We start from the raw sequence: 18,438 nt of genomic DNA, 5'->3' as shown, positions 1-18,438 counted from the left end.
ATTTCAACATAAGAAACTCCGTTACCCAACGGTAACCAGGCGCAGTCTAGTGAGTTTTCAGGTCACCAAACAGTAACACGGGTGATTTATTCACCTCGTCCCGGGTGGATAAACCTGTTTTGGCATCCACCAGCTCCCTGGATTGTCGAGGACATCCAGCCAGGGAACGGGATGGATGTTACCCATCCGTAACCCGGGCGTACCACTCACCCGGGCAAGAAATATCCGCCGCAAGCAGGTTCGCACCAACCTTCAAAAGACGGGAAATCTTTTGAAAACAAGGAGTTATGTGGATACATACATCCAGCGAGTAGCACTTTGGTGTCGACACAAGCCAATGGCATGGAGCTTGCGCTAACCAGCATGTCAGGCATTGTGTGTATTTGATGTGCATCGATGGATTGCAATCAAGTTGCACAAACGATTCGGCCACCCAGTTTTTTTACAGGAGAAGCGAAGTGAAACTAGCTCGAAGAGGGTTTATCCAAGGTATGGGCGCTTTAGGTGCAGCTGCAGGTGTCAGTCTGGATGCCGTTGCCCAAGCGGTTAAAGCCGCCAAGCCAGCCATCAAAGGCAAAGTGTCGCGCACGCCGCTAGAAGTCAAACACATCAAGTCTGGCTGCGCCATCTGCCCCAACTTTTGCGGTATTGATGCCACATTGGTCAATGGCGTGGTTCGCACCATTTACCCAGACGCGGCACGCGCCGAGTTTTACAACCATGGCATTTGCCCCAAAGGGGCTTCGGGCATGTTCAACACTTATGACCCCTACCGCCTGAAAAAGCCACTGAAGCGCACCAACCCGAACAAAGGTCGCAACGAAGATCCAGGCTGGGTGGAGGTCAGCTGGAACGAGGCGTTTGAAATGGTGGCGGCACGCATGAACAAGATCAAGGCAGAAGATCCGCGCAAACTCTTGTGGCAACACGGCCAGGGCAAGTACCTGACCGGCGAGAACTTTGCAGTGGCCTTTACCAAAGCCTTTGGCACCCCCAACATGACACACCGCACCACAACGTGCGAGGCTGCACGCCATGTGGCAGACGAACTTACGGTCGCGGGCGCGGGCATCCTGCCCGACCTGAAACACACCAAATACCTGTTGAATTTTGGTTCCAGCTACTTTGAGGGTGAACAAGCCTCGCGCTGGATGGACTGGGAAGCCCAGCAAAGTATCGACAAGGGCTTGAAAATTGTGGTGATTGAACCCCGCTTGTCGCAAAACGCCGCCAAAGCCGACGAATGGGTTCCGATGCGACCGGGCAAAGATGTGGCCATGCTGTTGGCCATGGCCAAGCTCATGATTGATGCGGGCACCATCGACGAGCCGTTCCTGGTCGAATACACCAACTCGCCTGAATTGGTAGGTGAAGATGGTTTGTTCATCAAGGACAAAGATGGCAAAACTCACTTGGTGTGGGACCGTCTCAGCAACAGCGCCAAACCCTATGTCGCGGGGGTCAAGCCTGCGCTCAAGGGGGCTTATACCGTTGATGGACAACCGGTTCGCACGGCGTTCCAGGTTTTTATGGACAGCATCAAGGACATGACACCTGCTGCGGCAGAGGAAATTGCCGATGTTCCTGCCGACACCATCACCCGCCTGGCACAGACCTTTGCCAAGGAGGCGCGCATCGGTGAGTTCATTGAATTGGAAGGGCAAAAGCTGCGTTACCGTCCATCCGTGCTGTACACCTTCCGTGGTCTTTCCGCCAAGGAGCATGGGGTGCAGGGCTGGCGTACTGGTCTGATTTTGAACATGCTGGTGGGCAACATCGACGCAGTGGGCGGCTTGCGCATGGATGCCCCCTACGACAAGCCTCAGTACTTTGATGTCAGCAAATGTGAGTACCCGCCCAGTCGTTGCGACATGGCCCAAAGTGTGTATTTCCCCTATGCCAACCACCACATCGCGCAGCAAAACCTGATCGTGATGCAAGACCCCCAATCCTGGGGACTGCCCTACGTGCCTGAAATGCAGTTTTTCTATGGCACCAACCGCCCCATGTCGGTTCCCAACTCTGGCATGCAATTTGACGGCCTGAGCAAAACCTTCAATGTGGTGATCGACATCAACATGACTGAACTGGCCTGGTACGCCGATGTGGTCATGCCCGACAAAACCTATCTGGAAAGCTGGCACTGGGCATCCACGCGCAGCACACCTGAAGCCAGTCATGTCGCCATACGCCAGGCCATGGTGAACCCCTACAACCTGGAACACGATGCTTTCAGCATCATGCAGGAACTGATGAAACGCGTTGGCCTGGCCGACAAATTTCTCGACGAATGCAACAAGGCCTGGGGGCTGAAGGATGTGAAATTCCAGCCTGGAAAGAGCTACACCCAGCGCGAGACGGTGGAGGTGATGTGGGCAGACAAGGCCAAGAAAGACTTTTCTTACGCCTTGGAGCACGCATTCATCGGCAAGAAACGTGATCTGAAGAGCAAGTACCTGGGCGGAGTGGAGGCCAAATTCAAAGGCCCTGGCAAACCGAAGATCAAGCTGTATGCCGATCAACTGATCGAAACCTACTACAAGGCCGCCAGCATTGCTCAGAAAAACAAACTTGCACGTGTTGACATCGCCAAGCTCAAGGTGGCTTATTCACCGCTACCCACCAGGGCACACGCGTTCCCGACACCACACCTGGAGGCCATGGACTACCCGTTTTATGTGATCACACACAAGCGCATGTACCGCTACCAAACCGGCAATACGGTGAACAACGTCATTTTGAACAAGGCGCTGGGCAAAGACGTGGCCACCAATTACGTGCAAATCAATACTGCGACGGCACAAAAGATGGGCATCAAAAACGGTGACACCGTCACCATTGAAACCCGTGTCGGCAAGATCAACGGCGAGGCCCAGGTGGTGCAAGGTGTGCGCCCGGACACCATTGCCGTGTCGTACCACTATGGTCAGTGGAGCCCCGGTTATTCACCTGACGGACATCAAGGCGTTGCGCTCAACGAGGTGCTGGAACATCACCCGGACATCATTTCAGGGCACAACTCCTTCAATGACACCAAGTGCAAACTCTACAAGGCCTAACGGAGAAACATCATGAAATTAGGACGTTTGATTGACCTGAAACGCTGCATGGGGTGCCGCTCTTGTGTGGCCGCTTGTGCCGTTGAAAACCATTTCACACCCGATGCCCCCTGGAACGTGATGGTCGAGTACGAGGTCGGCACTTACCCCAAGGTTAAAAAAGTGTTCAACACCCTGGGCTGCATGCACTGCGAGCACCCGGCATGCCAAGCCGCCTGCGACTCCGTAGGTGCCAAAGCGATCAGCAAAAATGCCTTTGGTGTGGTGACCATTGACTACAACAAATGTATTGGCTGCGGCTACTGTGCAAGCACCTGCCCGTATGGTGTGCCACAACTGAATACAAAGATCCAGGCACTGGCACCGGGCAAGGAAAAATTGGGTTCTGAAAACCTGGATTACGCAGACCGCCATCCGACGCATCGCAAGAAAGCCAACACGGTTGAAAAATGCACCTTCTGCGCACACAAGCTGGATCAGGCCGTGGCTGATGGCAAAACGGATCGTATTGGCAAAGACCAGCAGTACACCCCCACCTGCGACTTGGTATGCCCTGTGCAAGCCCGCATGTTTGGTGACCTGGATGATCCCGGCTCCGATATCGCCAAAAAAATCAAAGCCACCGGAGCCAAACAGCTCAAGACCCAATTTGGCACAGCACCACAGGTGTACTACGTGCTTGAAGAAGGAGCGAAATCATGAAAAAACTACTCCTGTTGACCCTGCTTGGTTTGACACTGGCAGCGGGGCCGACCTTCAGTGCCGATGTCACCACCCACAAAGTCACGGCCAAAACCAAGACCCTTGCGGAAAAAGGGCGTTGGCATGTGATCCACGAGCAAAAGCAAAAACTTGACTGTGAAGACTGCCATGGCGGCGGAGAGAAAGACATTTTGTTTTTACGTACCGGTGAACCCCAGGGCTCAATTGGCCCGGTAGACCGCAAGGGCTGTCTGACTTGCCATCAAACGCCCAACAAGCCCACCTTCTATGGTGCAGCGCCATGACCTTGCATGTGTTTGATGTTGAGCTGGCGGACATTGCCAGGCGACGCAGCAGCACATGGTGGCTACTGTCGCGTCTGGTGATTGAACAGCCCCAAGAGCCCTGGCTGGGTGAACTTGAAGCCGTGCTCGCAGCAGTGGACACCCGCGCCGTCACACCCTTGGGCGCTGAAGCGGCAGCACTGCTCACAGCGTTACAGGCAGCACGCCTGAGCGCTGATGGGCCAACCAGACTGGCGGTGGATCGCACCAGTTTGTTGGCAGGTGTGCTCCACAAAAAAACCTTGCCTGCGCCTTATGAAAGTGCTGCCTTGCACCTGGACATGAACAGTGACTGGGTTATGGATGTCATTCAGTGTTATCAGGATGCCGGTCTGGTGGACTTCGGCCTTGAGCTGGGCCCTCCTGATTATTTGGGCACGGAATTACGTTTTATGTCCATCCTGGCCTACCAGGAGATGCAAGCCCATCAAGCAGGCGACTGCGGCCTGGCAGCCCAGTGGTTGGCCATGCAACAGCATTTTCTGGAAACACATTTGCTTAACTGGGTGCCAGAACACTGCGAACGCTTGGCAAGCCTGGCCCAAACCCCTTTTTACAAAGCAACAAGCACACTTTTAAGTGCGGCATGCCAATTGGATCAACGCGATTTGGTTCAAGTGGCCATGCGCATCACGCAGCCGATGACGGATGAATTCGTGGATGAGGTTGCTGCATGAACACGGCCAACGGAGTGGACACCGCAATGGGTTTGACAGGTTTGACACCCCTGCCCAACGGTGCCCATCATTCACCTGAAGTCGTGGTGTTTGAATCTTTGGGCTGTGTCCTGGTGCTGGGTGACGATGCCAGCGCGGGCGATGTGGCCCAACGGGTGGCACAACACCAGCCCACTGTCGTTTTTGCCCCGGGGGTGGATACACGCGAATGGGGTCACCGTATCACAGCGGTGGGGCGGAAAGTGACCCATTTGCACGGCCACATGGGGGCGTTCCAGGCTGAAATTCATGTGGGCAACGAAGTCACCGATATCGGCGTGAGCAGTCGCAATAGCAGCCGTTACTTTGACCTTGTGCTGGACCTCGGCGCTCAGGCCCTCATCACCGATGAAGTCAAGCCTTATGGCTATTTTTCACCAGGTAGGGATGCGGCCAAACTGGCGCAAGCCCTTGTCGCCCTCCGCACCTTGGTGGGCAAGTTTGCCCAGCCACGTTACCTCAGTTACCTGCCCGCCCTGTGCGCACATGGGGCAAGCGGCCTGACCGGGTGTTCACGCTGTTTGAGCGTGTGCGCAACACAGGCCATCCGCTGCGCGGGCAACAGCGTCAAAGTGGATCCCTTTTTGTGCCAAGGCTGTGCCAGTTGTGCAGTGAGCTGCCCCACGGGTGCCTTGAGCCTCAAAACATCAGATCGACAAGCCCTGCATGACCGCATACAAGCGGCCCTGGCATCCTCAGGAAAAGGTGCCGCTTTGATCGTACATGCCACCACACTGAATAAGCAAACCCTGTTGGCCTTGTCCAACCATCAAGTGGCACGCCTGCAAGTTGCACCCCTGCCTGCGTTGGGTGACGAACTTTGGTTGCGTGCCTTGGCACTGGGGGCGCGTGTGTTGATCTTGCTGGATGATGCTTTGCCAGAAAAAACACGTTCTTTGCTGCTGGATCGTCTGGGGCAAGCCCAAACAGTGCTCACTGCCTTGGGACAGAACCCCGAGCGGCTGGCCTTCTTAAAACCTGAGGCGCTGACCGAATATTTGCAAAAGCATCCCCGCGCCATACCAGCGGCAGCCACCCCCAGCGCGGTGGCAACACTGAAATCCTGGGCCAAATTCAAGCGGATTGCCTGGGTAGACAGCCTTCGCCTGATGGGTGGCGACCTGCGTGCAAATCCCCAAATGTTGCCCACGGGAGCCCCCATGGGCAGCGTACAGGTTGATGCCAAGCGCTGCACCCTTTGTTTTGCCTGTGTCAACGTATGTCCCACGAGAGCGTTGTTAGATAGACACGAGTCCACTTTGCAGTTGGTGTTTCAAGAAAGTGCCTGCGTACAGTGTGGCTTGTGTGTAAAAGCTTGTCCTGAACAAGTGTTATCGCTACAAGCCCGAATAGCGCCGGAAGTATTTGCCCACATGACGACCGAGGTAGTGCATCAAGATGAGCCCATTTCATGCACATCCTGCAAAGCACCTTTTATCAGCCGTCAACTGCTCGAATCAAGCCTGAAGAGACTCCAGGATCACCCCGTCATGGCACAAGGTGGTCGGCAGACTTTGATGACTTGTCCCGCTTGCAGACAACGGGAGATGCTTGCGGTCTAGCAAGACATAGCGATCACGCGGACAGGGCCAACTTTTTTGAATCTTACTTTTTGGAGTTTTTAAATGTCTCGATCCATCATGACCCTGGCCAGTGCATCTGCTTTGCTGGCACTGGCTTCCCTGACCTGCGCCCATGCTGCTGTGGATGCTGAAGCGGCCCAAGCGTTGTTCAAAGAAAACGACTGCACCAAGTGCCACTCTGTTGACAAAGCCAAAAAAGGGCCGTCATTGCAGAAAATATCGGAAAAATACAAAGGCAAAGCCGATGGTCAAGCAAAAGCCATCAAAAATTTCACATTGGGTGGAATGGTCAAAACCTCTGACGGCAAAGAAGTTGAGCACAAGGTGCTTGACAGCAAAGATACCGCGGTGCAAAAAAATCTTGCCGACTGGATCTTGTCTCACTAACACCTCCCGTTCATTGCCCCAACCCATGACCCGTGGTGAGAGGAAGGAATCCTGGGTGGGGGCAAGGTTCTGGACTCGGTTTGATTGCTGGAAGGAAGCCAGAGATGAAACTATTTGGCATTGCCGGACATTCCGGCATGGGCAAAACCACCCTGCTGGAACGTTTGGTACCGGTCATGGCAGCGCGCGGTCTGGTGGTGTCGCTGATCAAGCACAGCCACAAAAATATCGACATTGACCGCCCTGGCAAGGACTCTTACCGCCTGCGCGAGTCAGGTTGCAAAGAAGTGCTGTTGTTGGGCAATGACCGCTGGGCACTGATGCACGAACTGCGCGGTGCACCGGAGCCGTCACTCGACTACCTGCTGGATCGCATGCAACATTGTGATCTGGTGCTGGTGGAGGGTTTCAAAAACGGCCACTTCCCCAAGCTGGAAGTGTGGCGCGAATCCGAGAATAAAACCACGCTGTGGCCCGATTGGCCGGGCATTGTGGCCATTGCCAGCGACAAACCACCACGCACACCTGAAGAGGTTGCGGTGACACCCGGTTTGGCACAGCTGGATTTGTCAGATACCGCCGCCATTGCGGGGTTCGTCTTGACTCACGCGGCAACACGCCAGATATAAGCGCCAGCAGCTATTCTTTTTGACAAAAATGGCCCGGCCTGAGTGAGCACATTTGTGCGTAGGCAGGGGATTCGACTTGCAGCGTCACATGGCGGATTTCAAAATGTTCGTGCAGTTCTTCCTCCGCCTCACGCAGCAGGGCACTGGTGTCGACACCCTCAGGCTGTGTCACCACATGTGCGGTCAACGCAATGTCGGACGTACCCATGGCCCACACATGCAGATCGTGCACATCGGCTACGCCCGGCAGCCCCAGGAGCAGCTTGCGCACCCGCACCATGTCCACCCCATCAGGCACGCCGTCAAACAGCATGTGCAGCGACTGTTTGAACAGGCTCCAGGTACCCAACACAATCACCACGGCAATGGCCAGACTCATCACGGGATCAATCCAGGCCCAGCCTTGCCACAAGTACAGCGCCCCGCCCATCACCACCCCCAGCGACACCAGCGCATCAGCGGCCATGTGCATAAAAGCACCGCGAATGTTCAGGTCATCCTTGCGCCCGCGCATAAACATCAGTGCCGTGGCGGTGTTGATGACAATGCCGACCCCGGCAACGGCCATGATGGTCCAGCCTTGGGTGGACTCGGGCGACTGCAGTCGGCCCAAAGCCTCCCAACCCAACGACCCCATGGCCACCAACAACAGGAGCGCATTCACAAACGCGGCCAGTATGGACGCCCGCTTGAAGCCATAAGTGTGTTTGGCATTGGGTTGCACCTTGCCCGCCAGCGCACCGGCCCAGGCCAGCACCAACCCGGCCACATCACTCAGGTTGTGACCGGCATCGGCCAATAACGCCAGTGAATTGATCTTCCAGCCATAAAACGCCTCGATCATCACAAACGCTGCGTTGAGCGCAATACCGATGGCAAAAGCACGGTTGAATGCTGCCGGGGCGTGTACATGACCATGATGGTGGTGGGCATGGGTGTCGGCATGGGCATGGTTGTGGTTCATGGTTTTCAGGGTCAAAACGGCCTCTAGGGCTTACAGACAAAGCGCCAGCTGCTCTTAAAAAATGCCTCCACCCCACAGACAGGGTAAGAGGCACGATGGCTCCATTTGCGAATGTGCTCAGGCCGGATGAACACCCAGGATGCGCCCGGTGAGTTTACGGGCCACCGGGGCCAGAAAAAAGATCACCGGCACGCCCACCACATAGGCAATACCAAAGGCTTTCATCCATGCCTGGAAAAAATGGCTGCTCAGGCCAAGATTCACAAAGGTGATCACCAGCGTCATCAGGGAAATCATCATCGCGCCCATGACAAACGAGAACACCAGGTGGAACTTCTTTTGCGGATGCATACGTTGACTCCTTTGTCATCATCAGGCGGCGGCCAGCCACTGCTCGATCTTGTCCCGGCTGGGAATGCCGCCCGCATGTACCACCTTACCATTGATCACCACACCGGGGGTGCTCATCACCCCAAAACCCATGATGTCGCGCAACTCCTCCACCTTGCTCAGGGTGACAGGCACACCTTGGGCCTTGGCGATCTGCTCGATCAGGGCGATGGTGGTTTTGCAGTTGCTGCAACCGGTTCCGAGTACTTGGATGTCCATGAGGTTTCCTTGAAGTTGAAGTTGAAGTTGAAGTTGAAAAAATGGATGCTTACAGCACCGCGTTGAACACAAAACCCACCAGCAGGATGCCGCAGGCCACCACGCCAACAAAGGTGGCGATCAGCCGCACCTTGAGCACCTTGCGCAGAATGATCATCTCGGGCAATGAGAGCGCAATCACACTCATCATGAAAGCCAGCACCGTGCCCAGCGCCGCGCCCTTGGCCAGCAAGGCCTGAACAATCGGGATCACGCCCGCTGCGTTGGTGTACATCGGCACCCCCATCACCACCGCCAGAGGCACGCTCCACCAGGCCTCTTTACCCATGAAGCTGGCCATGAAGTCCTCGGGCACATAGCCATGAATCAGCCCGCCCAGCGCAATACCACCCAGAATGTAGGGCCAGACCTTGCCCACAATCTCTTTCACCGCCTGAAAACCGCCTTGCATACGCTCACCCAGTGTCATCCCGGTAGCTTCAAAGCTGGCCGACATTTTGGGCATGTCACGCACCCAGTCCTCCAGATGAGCTTCCATCTTGAGCCGCCCGATGATCCAGCCCGCCACAATCGCCACCGTCAGGCCCAGCCCCAAATAGAGCAGCGCCACTTTCCAGCCAAACATGCCAAACAGCAGCGTGAGTGCCACCTCATTCACCATCGGGGCCGAGATCAGAAACGAAAACGTCACGCCCAACGGCACCCCGGCCTGCACAAACCCAATAAACAGCGGTACCGCCGAGCAAGAGCAAAACGGGGTGACGATGCCCAGCGTGGCCGCCATCACATTGGCCACGCCTTCACTGCGCCCGGCCAGCAGCGCACGGGTGCGCTCGGGGGTGAAATAGCTGTTGACCATGCCCATGACAAACACCACGGCGGTCAGCAGCAGCAACACCTTGGGGGTGTCGTACAAAAAAAACTGTAACGCACCCCCCAGATGGCTGGTGCGGTCCAGCGGCAGAGCGGCCACCAGCGCCTCCGAGGCCGGCATCAGCGCGTTATAAAGCGCCAGCCAGGCCGCGGCGGCCAGCATCAAAAACAGCTTGGGCTGGCGAAGTGGCCAGGACTTGGGAATGGCATGCAGGGTCTTCATGCCGGTGAAGACGCATCAACCCTGCAAAAGATGCAGGTTCATCTGAAATTTATAAGAAATAAGCCTCTAGCGCATAGTCAACAAGCGCTAACAGCTATCAAATTTGAAGCGCAATACATCACACGGGCAAAGGCTCCAACAAGGTGATCTCGGCAAACTGCAGGTGGTGCATGAACTCCCGCAGAATCAGCAGGGTGGCGGCAAAGTGCTGGCTAGCAGGCAGCCCGCCCGACAAGACCGGCCGCCCCAGCGACACCTGCGCCAGCCGCTCGAACGTGCGCTCCAGACTTTCCAGCGGCAAACACATGCGGTCGGCCGGGTGGATGCCGGACAGCCGGGCGATCTCACGAAGGGCTGTATCCGTGCTGCCAAGCCGGGCACCGGCAGGTATCGCTGCGCGGGCACGGGTCACTTCGTCCTCCACCGTGACGATGGCGTTTTCCAGCTCCAGCGGGCTGGGTGGTGTGTGGTGAAAGTGATGACGCGCGGTGAGGTCAGCGCCGATAGCCAGCGTCAGAAGCGTGGCCGGGTCTGCCTCACGGCCGACCGCCACCACGGTTTGCTCTGCGCCGATGTGCAGCGCCACCCACACATCGGTGCCAGAAACAAGCGAGCGCATGGCACGGTAGTGGGCCGTGAGTGCAGGCAGGGCTTGGGCATCGGTCATGACGTACTCCGGTCAGGCTGGGGCACTGAGCGTACCCAGCCAGGTTAAAAAGTCGGCGTGAATTTCGGCACTGATGCCATGGTCCATGGCGTACAAATGCAGCTCGTGGGCCACCCCCAGGCGGCTTAACAGCGCATCAGAGCGGTGCGCCCAAGCCACCGGCAGCACCGCGTCTTGCTCGCCGTGGCCGACAAAGGCTTTGAGCCTGGCCAGCCGCTGCGGGCTGGCCAGATGCGGCTCCAGCTCCGGCAAGATGCGGCCTGACAGCAGGCCAAACCCGGCGACAGATTCCGGCGCACTCAAACCCACGCTGGCGCTCATGATGCCCCCCTGGCTGAAGCCTGCGATGACGGTGTGGTCAGCGGACACGCCGTAGTGGTGCTGCAGCTTTTGCAGCCATTGGATCAGCGTCTGGCGGCTGTGTTCGGCCTCTTCTTTGTTGATGCTGGGGCCGTTGGCCCCAAAGGCCACGCGAAACCAGGCGTATTGACCGGGGCCCAGGGTCAAGAGGCCGCGGGCCAGAACGACCAGGGTGTCGGCCGGCATGCGGGTGGCCAGGCTGGCCATGTGCACTTCGTTGCTGCCCACACCATGCAGCAGGATCACGCAACGGCGCGGCTTGGCGGGTACGGGTTGAACCAGCCGGTAAGACAGCCCCAGTTGGGGGTCAGATAACAGTTCGCCAGGGCGGGCAGAGGTGGTGTTCATGCGGGCATCCCCCAGACGTAAGACTCCATGGACAGCACACCGTGGGTGATGCTGTCGTCAATCATGTGGGCGGTGTCACCACCCCGGGCACCGAACGCTGCCAGCAGCGGCAAAAAGTGCTCCTCCGACGGGTGGGCGCGCTGCGCGTGCGGGGCCAACTGGCGGTAGGCCACCAGTGAATCGGCCGCGTTGGCCAGCACGGCGGTGCGCACCCAGGCGGCAAATTCCTGGGCGTAGGGCTCCACCCGTGTGGCATAGGGGCTGAACTCGTACAGGTTGTGCGTCATGCTGCCCGAGGCCATGATCACCACCCCTTGCGCACGCAAAGGGGCCAGTGCCTGGCCCAAGTGCAGCGCCTGGGCGGTGGTCAGCGTGTGCGGCATGGAGACCTGGAACACCGGCACATGGGCGGCGGGAAGCAGGTGCATCAGCGGCACCCAGGCACCGTGGTCCAGCCCACGGCGATCATCCTGCGTGGTGGCAAAACCGGCCTCGGTCAACAAGCGGGCGGCCTCCAGCGCCATGTCGGGCTGGCCTTGGGCAGGATAGTGCAGCTGGTACAGCGCGGCCGGGAAACCACCAAAGTCGTGAATGGTCTCGGGTTGGGCCGTCGTCATCACCTGCACCCCACGGGTCTGCCAGTGGGGTGAAACCACCAGCACGGCTTTGGCCTCAGCGAGTGACTGGCCCAACGTGGTCAGACGTGGCCCGAGCATGCCAGGCTCCATCGCAAACGTAGGCGCACCGTGGGAAATAAAGAAAACAGGGGCTTGGGTCATGGTGTCATCCTGTAAGTGCTGGCGCGGGATTGCGCCAAGTAGAGGTAGGACTGTATTGAACTATTGAAAGAAGATAAATAACGATAATTCAGATTCATTGTTTCACCAGGAGAGATAGTGGACCGATTCCTTGAGATGCAGACCTTCAACGCGGTGGTGGATACCGGCAGCTTTGTCAAAGCCGCCGAAACCCTGAACCTGTCCAAAGCCGCTGTCTCGCGCTACGTGGTGGACATGGAAACCCGCCTGGGTGTGCGCCTGCTGCACCGCACCACACGGCGCTTGTCACTGACCGAAGAGGGCCAGGTGTTTTATGCCCGCAGCAAGGAACTGCTGGCCGGGCTGGATGAGGCCGAGGCAGAAATCACCTCGCGCAGCGTCCTGGCCAGTGGCCTGCTGCGGGTGAACGCCCCGGTGACGTTTGGCATCCGGCACCTGGCGCCGCTGTGGGGGGCGTTCCGGGCGCACAACCCCCAGGTCACGCTGGACATCACCCTGTCAGACCGGGTGGTGGATTTGCTGGAAGACGGCTATGACCTGGCGATCCGCATCGGCCAACTGGAGGCCTCCACCCTGGTAAGCCGTCAGCTGGCGACCACCCGCGTGGTGCTGTGTGCCTCGCCGCCCTATCTGGCAGCACATGGCACACCGATGCACCCAAGTGAGCTGGCGAACCACGCGGTGATTGCCTACAGCTACTGGTCAGGCCGGGACGAATGGCGCTTTGACGGGCCGCAGGGGCCGGTGAGTGTGACGACCCGGCCGTGTATCCGCACCAACAGCGGCGACACCTGCCGCGCGGCAGCCCTGGCGCACCAGGGCATCATCTTGCAGCCCAGCTTTCTGGTGGGGCAGGACTTGGCGCAAGGCACGCTGGTGGAGCTGATGCCCACGTTTCGCTCGGTTGAACTGGGCATCTACGCGGTCTACCCGACCCGCCAGCACGTCTCGGCCAAGGTCCGGCTGCTGATTGATTTTTTGGCCGGGCAACTGGCAGGGAGCGGGGTGGCGTGGTGACTTCTGCGGCCATTCGTCGCCCGACATGAGGTTTCATGCTCTGAGCCACAAAATATTCAAGAAGAATAGGGCTCTAGCGCTTATGAAGAAAGCGCAAGTAGCTATATAAACAATAGCAATTAATCCGCTGCCGATGGCAAGGTCGTGCGTGGCACAAAGTCGCTCACGCGGCCAACTTCATCCAGCTTGACCTGGCACACCAGGCTCATGTGGGTGCGCAGACGCTGGCGGGCCCGCTGAACCCGGGACTTGGCCGCACTCAGACTGAGCCCTTGGGTCTTGGCAAAGTCGGCCTGGGCCATGCCTTGCAGGTCACACAGGGTGATGGCTTCGCGGTCTTCGGCACTCAGTTCAGACAGCACCCGTGGCAAGCAGGCACTCAAGGCATCCACGGTGTCACTGTCCTGCGCCTGGGCCATCAGGTCTTCGGGCAGTTCCACCATGTGGTGCGCCACACGCAGGTGGTCGGCCAGCAGGTTACGCGCCACCTCAAACAGCCAGGCGCGGGCATTGTGCACATCACAAAACCGCTCGCCCTGGCGCAAGGCTTTCAAAAACAGGTCTTGCAACAAGTCGTCAGCCAGCGCCGTATTGCCGGTGCGATAGCGCAACCAGCCACGTAATTCAGGGGCATGAGCAGACCAGGCAGAGGTGAGACAGTTCATGGTGCTGGGAAATACCTCAAAAGAACATTCAGGACTTTTCAATCAATGGCTTGTCCACATCGGAGATGCTGGTGGCGAGCGGCAGGTTGCTGGCGGTTTCGTAGACCAGCGAGCGCAACCAGACATTTCCTGGGTCGCGGTGGTAACGATCATGCCAGTATTGCTTGACTGAGTAAGAAGGAAATGTAACGGGTAAGGACACGATCTTCACGCCGCTTTCAGCAGCAAAAATGGCCCCTAGCCGCAGCGGCACGATGGCCACCAGGGTCGAGTTGGCCACCACCCGGCCCAGACTCAGGAAGGTTGGTGTGTTGACGGCAAAAACCCGCTGAAGGCCCTTGCGTTCAAGAAGAACGTCGATGATCGAGTGGGCAGTGGCCGACAGCATGATCTTCACATGTTTTTCTTGCTGTAGCTGTGCCAGCGTCATGCGGTCGGCAATACGCGGATGGTTACGCGCCACGATACATGCAAATCCTTCGTCAAACAATTTTTGCTGGTAGAAACCGGCCTTGATATCCACGGTGAAGCCCATCGCCAGATCTGCTTCGCCCGTTTCGAGTTGGCGCGTAGTCTCGTGGCTGAGGTTGCCCACATCAATGCTGATATTGGGTGCCAGTTGGTGGACTTTGGACAGCAAGCGCGGTAGCAGCGTCATCTGCCCCACATCGGTCATGCAAATCCGAAAACTGCGGGTGATCTCGGCGGGGTTGAACTCCGGCGCACGCACGAGGCTCTGGTCCAACAACTGCAGCGCCTGACGTACCAGTGGCACAAGGAGTTCGGCGCGTGGCGTGGGTTGCATCCCCCCTGAAGTCCGCACAAAAAGTGGGTCGCCATAGTGTTCACGCAACTGGGCCAGAACAACACTCACCGACGACTGACTCAGCCCTATGGCTTCCGATGCACGGGTCACATTCTTGGAAACATACAGTGCCACAAAAATGCGCAAATGGCGTAGGTCGAGTTCACTCAAGATCGATTCACACTATTAAAAATTTCGATTGTCCGAATGGATATTTTCCCATTGTAGTGATACCACCTATTCCTTAAAGTCTGCACATGCGCCTCTGTGCAACTGGTTCCAGGCGTGGTAGAGCGCTGGCCTACATGTCAGCCTTTGGCACAGCCGCTTGGTTCTCCCTTCATCGTATTTCAAGCAAATTTTCGAAAGTACATCATGCAACTCTGTAGATTTAATGATGATCGGCTCGGTCTGGTTCAAGGCAATGATGTCATTGATGTCACGGCCGCCATCAAGATCCTGCCAGCCTACAGCTATCCGCTGCCTACACATGACCTGCTGATAGCCAATCTTGCGGCCGTCTGTGCCGAGGTTCGCAGACTTGTCAGCAGCGAAAGTGGCCTTGCCCGCCACGCTCTTGCAGACCTGAAGCTGCTCAGCCCTGTTGCCAACCCAGGCAAGGTGGTCGCCGCTCCGGTCAATTACCTGAAGCATCTGCAGGAAGCTCGTGAAGACCAGGCCATTCACCATAAAAACGAGATTGGCGAAATCCAGCGTGTGGGCGTGTTCCTCAAGGCGACCAGTTCGATCGAAGGGGCCTCCGCCGGCATCACGATTGCGCGCCCTGACAGGCGCAATGACCATGAAATTGAACTGGTGGCGGTGATCGGCAAGGCTGGCCGCCATATCCCTGCGGCCAATGCACTGGAGCATGTGGCTGGATATTGTGTGGGCCTCGACATGACGGTACGTGGCCCCGAAGAACGAAGTATGCGCAAGTCACCCGATGGCTATACCGTGCTGGGGCCGTACCTGACCACGGCAGATGAAATGACAGATGTCACCCATCTTGATCTGCTCCTCACGGTCAACGGCGAGGTTCGGCAACGCGCCAATACACGCGACTTGATCATGAACGTTGCGGCACTGATTGAATTTGCATCCTCTTTTTACACACTGCACCCCGGCGACATAGTGATGACAGGTACCCCGGAGGGCGTATCGCAGGTATTCCCCGGCGACCGTCTCACCGCGGAGATCACAGGCCTGGGCCGCATGGTGGTGGACATCCATTCAGACTGATAAGGCAGCGGCAAGGGACACCGTGAACACTGGGAAAAAACCATCCAGACCCACCCGTCCCCCGAGTCCACCCTGCGTCTAACTTCGCGATTAATTTTTGCAAGCAAAGGGGGCTCTTTGCCCCCGTGAATCACGTTTCTTTTTATAACCACAGGAGATAGTTTGATGAGCAATACTTCATTGCCAGTTTTGGTTGTTGGTGGCGGCATTGGTGGCCTGGCATCGGCTTTGGCTTTGGTGCGCCAGGGGTTCAAGGTTCAGGTGTTTGAACAAGCCCCTGAAATCGGCGAGATTGGTGCAGGCATTCAATTGGGCCCGAACGCATTTCACGCCTTTGATGCCCTCGGTGTTGGCGACAAGACCCGTGCCCGCGCGGTATACACCGACTACATGGTGATGCACGATGCCATAGACGAATACCAAGTCGGAAAGATCGAAACCGGCGAAGCCTTCCGCAAGCGCTTTGGTAACCCGTATGCCGTGATCCACCGTGTGGACATCCACACTTCTTTGCTCGAGGGTGCGGTGGAAACGGGTCGTGTCGAACTCTTCACCAACACCCACATCGAGAGAATTGAGCAAGATGAAGTCAACAAAACCGTCACAGCCATCGACCAAAATGGCAAGCAGTGGACGGGTCAAGCCCTCATCGGTGCCGACGGTGGCAAGTCAGTTGTGCGCGCGCAATATGTCAACGATGCGCCACGTGTGACCGGCCACGTGGTCTACCGTGCCGTGATCGACAAGCGCGATTTCCCGGAAGACCTGAAGTGGAACGCCTCCAGTTTGTGGGTCGGCCCCAAGTGCCACTTGGTGCACTACCCATTACGGGGCGGTGAGCAATACAACGTGGTCGTCACCTTCCATAGTCGCCAACCAGAACAATGGGGGGTGACCGATGGCAGCAAAGAAGAAGTGGAGAGCTACTTTCAAGGGATTTGTCCGCGTGCCCGGCAGTTGATTGATCTGCCCAAGAGCTGGCGTCGTTGGGCCACGGCGGACAAAGAGCCGATTGCCCACTGGGTGTTTGGTCGCGCCACCATTCTGGGAGATGCGGCGCACCCTACGACGCAGTACATGGCCCAGGGTGCCTGCATGGCGCTGGAAGATGCAGTGACGCTTGGCGAGGCGCTGCGCGTGTGCCACAACGACTGGGCCACCGCCTTGTCGTTGTACGAGAAAAACCGTGTTGTTCGCACCGCGCGTATTGTGCTGTCGGGCCGGGAAATGGGGCGCTTGTACCACGTCGTTGGTGTGGAACGTCTAGTGCGCAACAGCCTGTGGAAGGGTCGCAGTCAAGAACGTTTCTTCGATGCAGTGGAATGGCTGTATGGCTGGAATGCCAGCAACTGCCTGCAACAAGGCTGAGCCTCTTCCAATTCACATCAAAGGAGAAGAAGATGCAACACACTGGCCGTTTGGATACTTTGGGCCGTCTTGAAGACCTGCCTCAGGACTACCGCGATGATCTGACCAGGCAGAATCTGGTGCCCCTTTGGCCCAGTCTACGTGCGGTACTACCTCCGGGTGTGCCAACCCGCAACACCAAGCCCATCCACTGGTCCTATGCCGCGCTGCGCCCGCTGCTGATGAGGGCCGGTGACTTGACCCCCATGGAAAAAGCCGAACGTCGTGTCCTGGTCCTGGCCAACCCCGGCCACGGGCTCGAAAACATGAAAGTCAGCCCGGCCATGTATTTAGGCATGCAATTGCTGCTACCCGGCGAGTGGGCGCCCAGCCATCGCCACACGCCCAACGCGGTGCGTATGGTGGTCGAAGGTGAAGGGGCTTACACGACGGTCGATGGTGAAAAGTGCCCGATGAGCCGTGGTGACCTGATCCTGACACCCACAGGCCTGTGGCACGAGCACGAGCACACTGGCGATCAGCCGGTGGTATGGCTGGACGTTTTGGATCTGCCCATCATCTATTACGCGGAAACCTCCTATGGCATTGAAGGGCAACGCCAGGAAGTCAAGGACGGCCGAGGCGACCAAGTCTATGCAAGTGGTGGCGTGGTACCGACCCCCTTATTCGAGCGCAGCCACCAGGCCTACCCCATGCTGCGTTACCCTTGGGCCGGCGTGCGTTCTACGTTACTTGCGTTGGCCGAAAACCAGCCCACGCTTGACATTGTTCAAGTCACCTACATCAACCCTGAAACGGGCAAGGATGCACAAAACAACTTGGGCTTTTATGCCTTGATGCTGCGCCCAGACCAGACGCTGCGTCTGCCCGCGCGCTCACCAGCTTGTGTGTTTCATGTGATTGAAGGCGGCGTGGATATCGAAATTGAAGGAAACACGTTCAATTTATCCGAGGCCGACACCTGCTGTGCACCGGGCTACACCAGTGTCACACTGCGTAACTGCAGCAATGAAAAACCCTCGTTCGTATTCCTCGCAGACGAGAGCCCTCTGCATAGAAAGCTAGGCGTGTACGAATGCAGAAATTAAAGTAGTAAAG

General features: G+C 57.4%; 20 protein-coding genes. 11 read left to right on the top strand and 9 right to left on the bottom strand.

The genetic code is table 11. From position 1 onward, the window contains the following. Window positions 1-458 precede the first annotated feature (458 nt). The 7 genes from LDN84_RS01040 (at window position 459) to mobB (ending at window position 7,420) form a co-directional block, all read left to right on the top strand. On the top strand, window positions 459-3,059 hold the full coding sequence (locus tag LDN84_RS01040) for a molybdopterin-containing oxidoreductase family protein (protein WP_223906892.1): 2,601 nt from the start codon (window positions 459-461) through the stop codon (window positions 3,057-3,059). Window positions 3,060-3,071: 12 nt separating this feature from the next. After that, the gene (locus LDN84_RS01035) at window positions 3,072-3,761 is read left to right on the top strand and encodes a 4Fe-4S dicluster domain-containing protein (RefSeq protein ID WP_223906889.1); all 690 of its coding nucleotides are present in this window, start codon (window positions 3,072-3,074) and stop codon (window positions 3,759-3,761) included. Next, window positions 3,758-4,066, top strand: coding sequence for a hypothetical protein (locus LDN84_RS01030; RefSeq protein WP_223906884.1), 309 nt, complete (start codon window positions 3,758-3,760; stop codon window positions 4,064-4,066). The genes LDN84_RS01035 and LDN84_RS01030 overlap by 4 nt, the downstream gene beginning before the upstream one ends. Further along, entirely contained in the window at window positions 4,063-4,782 is a 720-nt protein-coding gene (locus LDN84_RS01025) for a TorD/DmsD family molecular chaperone (protein ID WP_223906879.1), read from the top strand. Before LDN84_RS01030 ends, LDN84_RS01025 begins: the two co-directional genes overlap by 4 nt. Beyond that, a complete protein-coding gene (locus tag LDN84_RS01020; protein WP_223906876.1) occupies window positions 4,779-6,383 on the top strand; it encodes a 4Fe-4S binding protein in 1,605 nt (534 codons plus the stop codon). Before LDN84_RS01025 ends, LDN84_RS01020 begins: the two co-directional genes overlap by 4 nt. Window positions 6,384-6,446: 63 nt before the next feature. After that, entirely contained in the window at window positions 6,447-6,791 is a 345-nt protein-coding gene (locus tag LDN84_RS01015) for a c-type cytochrome (RefSeq protein WP_223906872.1), read from the top strand. Window positions 6,792-6,895: 104 nt separating this feature from the next. Then, window positions 6,896-7,420, top strand: coding sequence for a molybdopterin-guanine dinucleotide biosynthesis protein B (mobB, locus tag LDN84_RS01010; RefSeq protein WP_223906869.1), 525 nt, complete (start codon window positions 6,896-6,898; stop codon window positions 7,418-7,420). A gap of 10 nt (window positions 7,421-7,430) precedes the next feature. Here the strand turns inward: mobB and LDN84_RS01005 are convergent, their stop codons facing one another. The 7 genes from LDN84_RS01005 to LDN84_RS00975 form a co-directional block, all read right to left on the bottom strand. Next, window positions 7,431-8,384 (bottom strand): cation diffusion facilitator family transporter, encoded by a 954-nt coding sequence (locus tag LDN84_RS01005; protein WP_223906866.1) that lies wholly within the window; start codon window positions 8,382-8,384, stop codon window positions 7,431-7,433. Between the two features lie 117 nt (window positions 8,385-8,501). Then, on the bottom strand, window positions 8,502-8,735 hold the full coding sequence (locus LDN84_RS01000) for a DUF2798 domain-containing protein (RefSeq protein ID WP_223906863.1): 234 nt from the start codon (window positions 8,733-8,735) through the stop codon (window positions 8,502-8,504). Window positions 8,736-8,756: 21 nt separating this feature from the next. Continuing rightward, window positions 8,757-8,993, bottom strand: coding sequence for a thioredoxin family protein (locus tag LDN84_RS00995; RefSeq protein WP_223906860.1), 237 nt, complete (start codon window positions 8,991-8,993; stop codon window positions 8,757-8,759). A gap of 49 nt (window positions 8,994-9,042) precedes the next feature. Continuing rightward, entirely contained in the window at window positions 9,043-10,089 is a 1,047-nt protein-coding gene (locus tag LDN84_RS00990) for a permease (protein ID WP_223906856.1), read from the bottom strand. Window positions 10,090-10,207: 118 nt separating this feature from the next. After that, window positions 10,208-10,756 (bottom strand): hypothetical protein, encoded by a 549-nt coding sequence (locus LDN84_RS00985; protein ID WP_223906853.1) that lies wholly within the window; start codon window positions 10,754-10,756, stop codon window positions 10,208-10,210. A gap of 12 nt (window positions 10,757-10,768) precedes the next feature. After that, entirely contained in the window at window positions 10,769-11,464 is a 696-nt protein-coding gene (locus LDN84_RS00980; RefSeq protein WP_223906851.1) for an alpha/beta hydrolase, read from the bottom strand. Then, window positions 11,461-12,243: a DODA-type extradiol aromatic ring-opening family dioxygenase gene (locus tag LDN84_RS00975; RefSeq protein ID WP_223906848.1), complete on the bottom strand. Its 783-nt coding sequence runs from the start codon at window positions 12,241-12,243 to the stop codon at window positions 11,461-11,463. The genes LDN84_RS00980 and LDN84_RS00975 overlap by 4 nt, the downstream gene beginning before the upstream one ends. A gap of 117 nt (window positions 12,244-12,360) precedes the next feature. Here LDN84_RS00975 and LDN84_RS00970 point away from each other — a divergent pair, with 117 nt between their 5' ends. Continuing rightward, a complete protein-coding gene (locus tag LDN84_RS00970; protein ID WP_223906845.1) occupies window positions 12,361-13,260 on the top strand; it encodes a LysR family transcriptional regulator in 900 nt (299 codons plus the stop codon). 119 nt (window positions 13,261-13,379) lie between these two features. Here LDN84_RS00970 and LDN84_RS00965 read toward each other — a convergent pair whose 3' ends face one another. Further along, window positions 13,380-13,925 (bottom strand): sigma-70 family RNA polymerase sigma factor, encoded by a 546-nt coding sequence (locus LDN84_RS00965; protein WP_223906843.1) that lies wholly within the window; start codon window positions 13,923-13,925, stop codon window positions 13,380-13,382. A gap of 28 nt (window positions 13,926-13,953) precedes the next feature. Further along, window positions 13,954-14,901 (bottom strand): LysR family transcriptional regulator, encoded by a 948-nt coding sequence (locus LDN84_RS00960; protein ID WP_223906839.1) that lies wholly within the window; start codon window positions 14,899-14,901, stop codon window positions 13,954-13,956. Between the two features lie 204 nt (window positions 14,902-15,105). Between LDN84_RS00960 and LDN84_RS00955 the strand changes: the two genes are divergently transcribed. The 3 genes from LDN84_RS00955 to LDN84_RS00945 all read left to right on the top strand — a co-directional run bounded on the left by LDN84_RS00955 (window position 15,106) and on the right by LDN84_RS00945 (window position 18,428). Continuing rightward, window positions 15,106-15,972 carry a fumarylacetoacetate hydrolase family protein gene (locus LDN84_RS00955; protein ID WP_223906836.1) on the top strand — a complete coding sequence of 289 codons (867 nt, stop codon included), beginning with the start codon at window positions 15,106-15,108 and terminating at the stop codon, window positions 15,970-15,972. 165 nt (window positions 15,973-16,137) lie between these two features. Further along, window positions 16,138-17,340: a 3-hydroxybenzoate 6-monooxygenase gene (locus LDN84_RS00950; protein ID WP_223906833.1), complete on the top strand. Its 1,203-nt coding sequence runs from the start codon at window positions 16,138-16,140 to the stop codon at window positions 17,338-17,340. 50 nt (window positions 17,341-17,390) lie between these two features. Beyond that, window positions 17,391-18,428, top strand: a complete 1,038-nt coding sequence (locus tag LDN84_RS00945) for a cupin domain-containing protein (protein ID WP_276572427.1) — start codon at window positions 17,391-17,393, stop codon at window positions 18,426-18,428. Window positions 18,429-18,438: the final 10 nt, after the last annotated feature.

The sequence above is a fragment of the Rhodoferax lithotrophicus genome (assembly GCF_019973615.1).
Lineage (GTDB): Bacteria > Pseudomonadota > Gammaproteobacteria > Burkholderiales > Burkholderiaceae_C > Rhodoferax > Rhodoferax lithotrophicus.
The sequence above is the reverse complement of the archived record's forward strand: the minus strand, read 5'-3'. Positions and strand labels throughout refer to the sequence as shown.

What these genes read in the sequence shown, in the direction of transcription:
- LDN84_RS00965 (WP_223906843.1), bottom strand. Translation starts at nt 13,925, where the DNA reads ATGAACTGTCTCACCTCTGCCTGGTCTGCTCATGCCCCTGAATTACGT.
- LDN84_RS00980 (WP_223906851.1), bottom strand. Translation starts at nt 11,464, where the DNA reads ATGAACACCACCTCTGCCCGCCCTGGCGAACTGTTATCTGACCCCCAA.
- LDN84_RS01005 (WP_223906866.1), bottom strand. Translation starts at nt 8,384, where the DNA reads ATGAACCACAACCATGCCCATGCCGACACCCATGCCCACCACCATCAT.
- LDN84_RS00995 (WP_223906860.1), bottom strand. Translation starts at nt 8,993, where the DNA reads ATGGACATCCAAGTACTCGGAACCGGTTGCAGCAACTGCAAAACCACC.
- LDN84_RS00990 (WP_223906856.1), bottom strand. Translation starts at nt 10,089, where the DNA reads ATGAAGACCCTGCATGCCATTCCCAAGTCCTGGCCACTTCGCCAGCCC.
- LDN84_RS00955 (WP_223906836.1), top strand. Translation starts at nt 15,106, where the DNA reads ATGCAACTCTGTAGATTTAATGATGATCGGCTCGGTCTGGTTCAAGGC.
- LDN84_RS01015 (WP_223906872.1), top strand. Translation starts at nt 6,447, where the DNA reads ATGTCTCGATCCATCATGACCCTGGCCAGTGCATCTGCTTTGCTGGCA.
- mobB (WP_223906869.1), top strand. Translation starts at nt 6,896, where the DNA reads ATGAAACTATTTGGCATTGCCGGACATTCCGGCATGGGCAAAACCACC.
- LDN84_RS01025 (WP_223906879.1), top strand. Translation starts at nt 4,063, where the DNA reads ATGACCTTGCATGTGTTTGATGTTGAGCTGGCGGACATTGCCAGGCGA.
- LDN84_RS00975 (WP_223906848.1), bottom strand. Translation starts at nt 12,243, where the DNA reads ATGACCCAAGCCCCTGTTTTCTTTATTTCCCACGGTGCGCCTACGTTT.
- LDN84_RS00950 (WP_223906833.1), top strand. Translation starts at nt 16,138, where the DNA reads ATGAGCAATACTTCATTGCCAGTTTTGGTTGTTGGTGGCGGCATTGGT.
- LDN84_RS00985 (WP_223906853.1), bottom strand. Translation starts at nt 10,756, where the DNA reads ATGACCGATGCCCAAGCCCTGCCTGCACTCACGGCCCACTACCGTGCC.
- LDN84_RS01020 (WP_223906876.1), top strand. Translation starts at nt 4,779, where the DNA reads ATGAACACGGCCAACGGAGTGGACACCGCAATGGGTTTGACAGGTTTG.
- LDN84_RS01030 (WP_223906884.1), top strand. Translation starts at nt 3,758, where the DNA reads ATGAAAAAACTACTCCTGTTGACCCTGCTTGGTTTGACACTGGCAGCG.
- LDN84_RS01000 (WP_223906863.1), bottom strand. Translation starts at nt 8,735, where the DNA reads ATGCATCCGCAAAAGAAGTTCCACCTGGTGTTCTCGTTTGTCATGGGC.
- LDN84_RS01035 (WP_223906889.1), top strand. Translation starts at nt 3,072, where the DNA reads ATGAAATTAGGACGTTTGATTGACCTGAAACGCTGCATGGGGTGCCGC.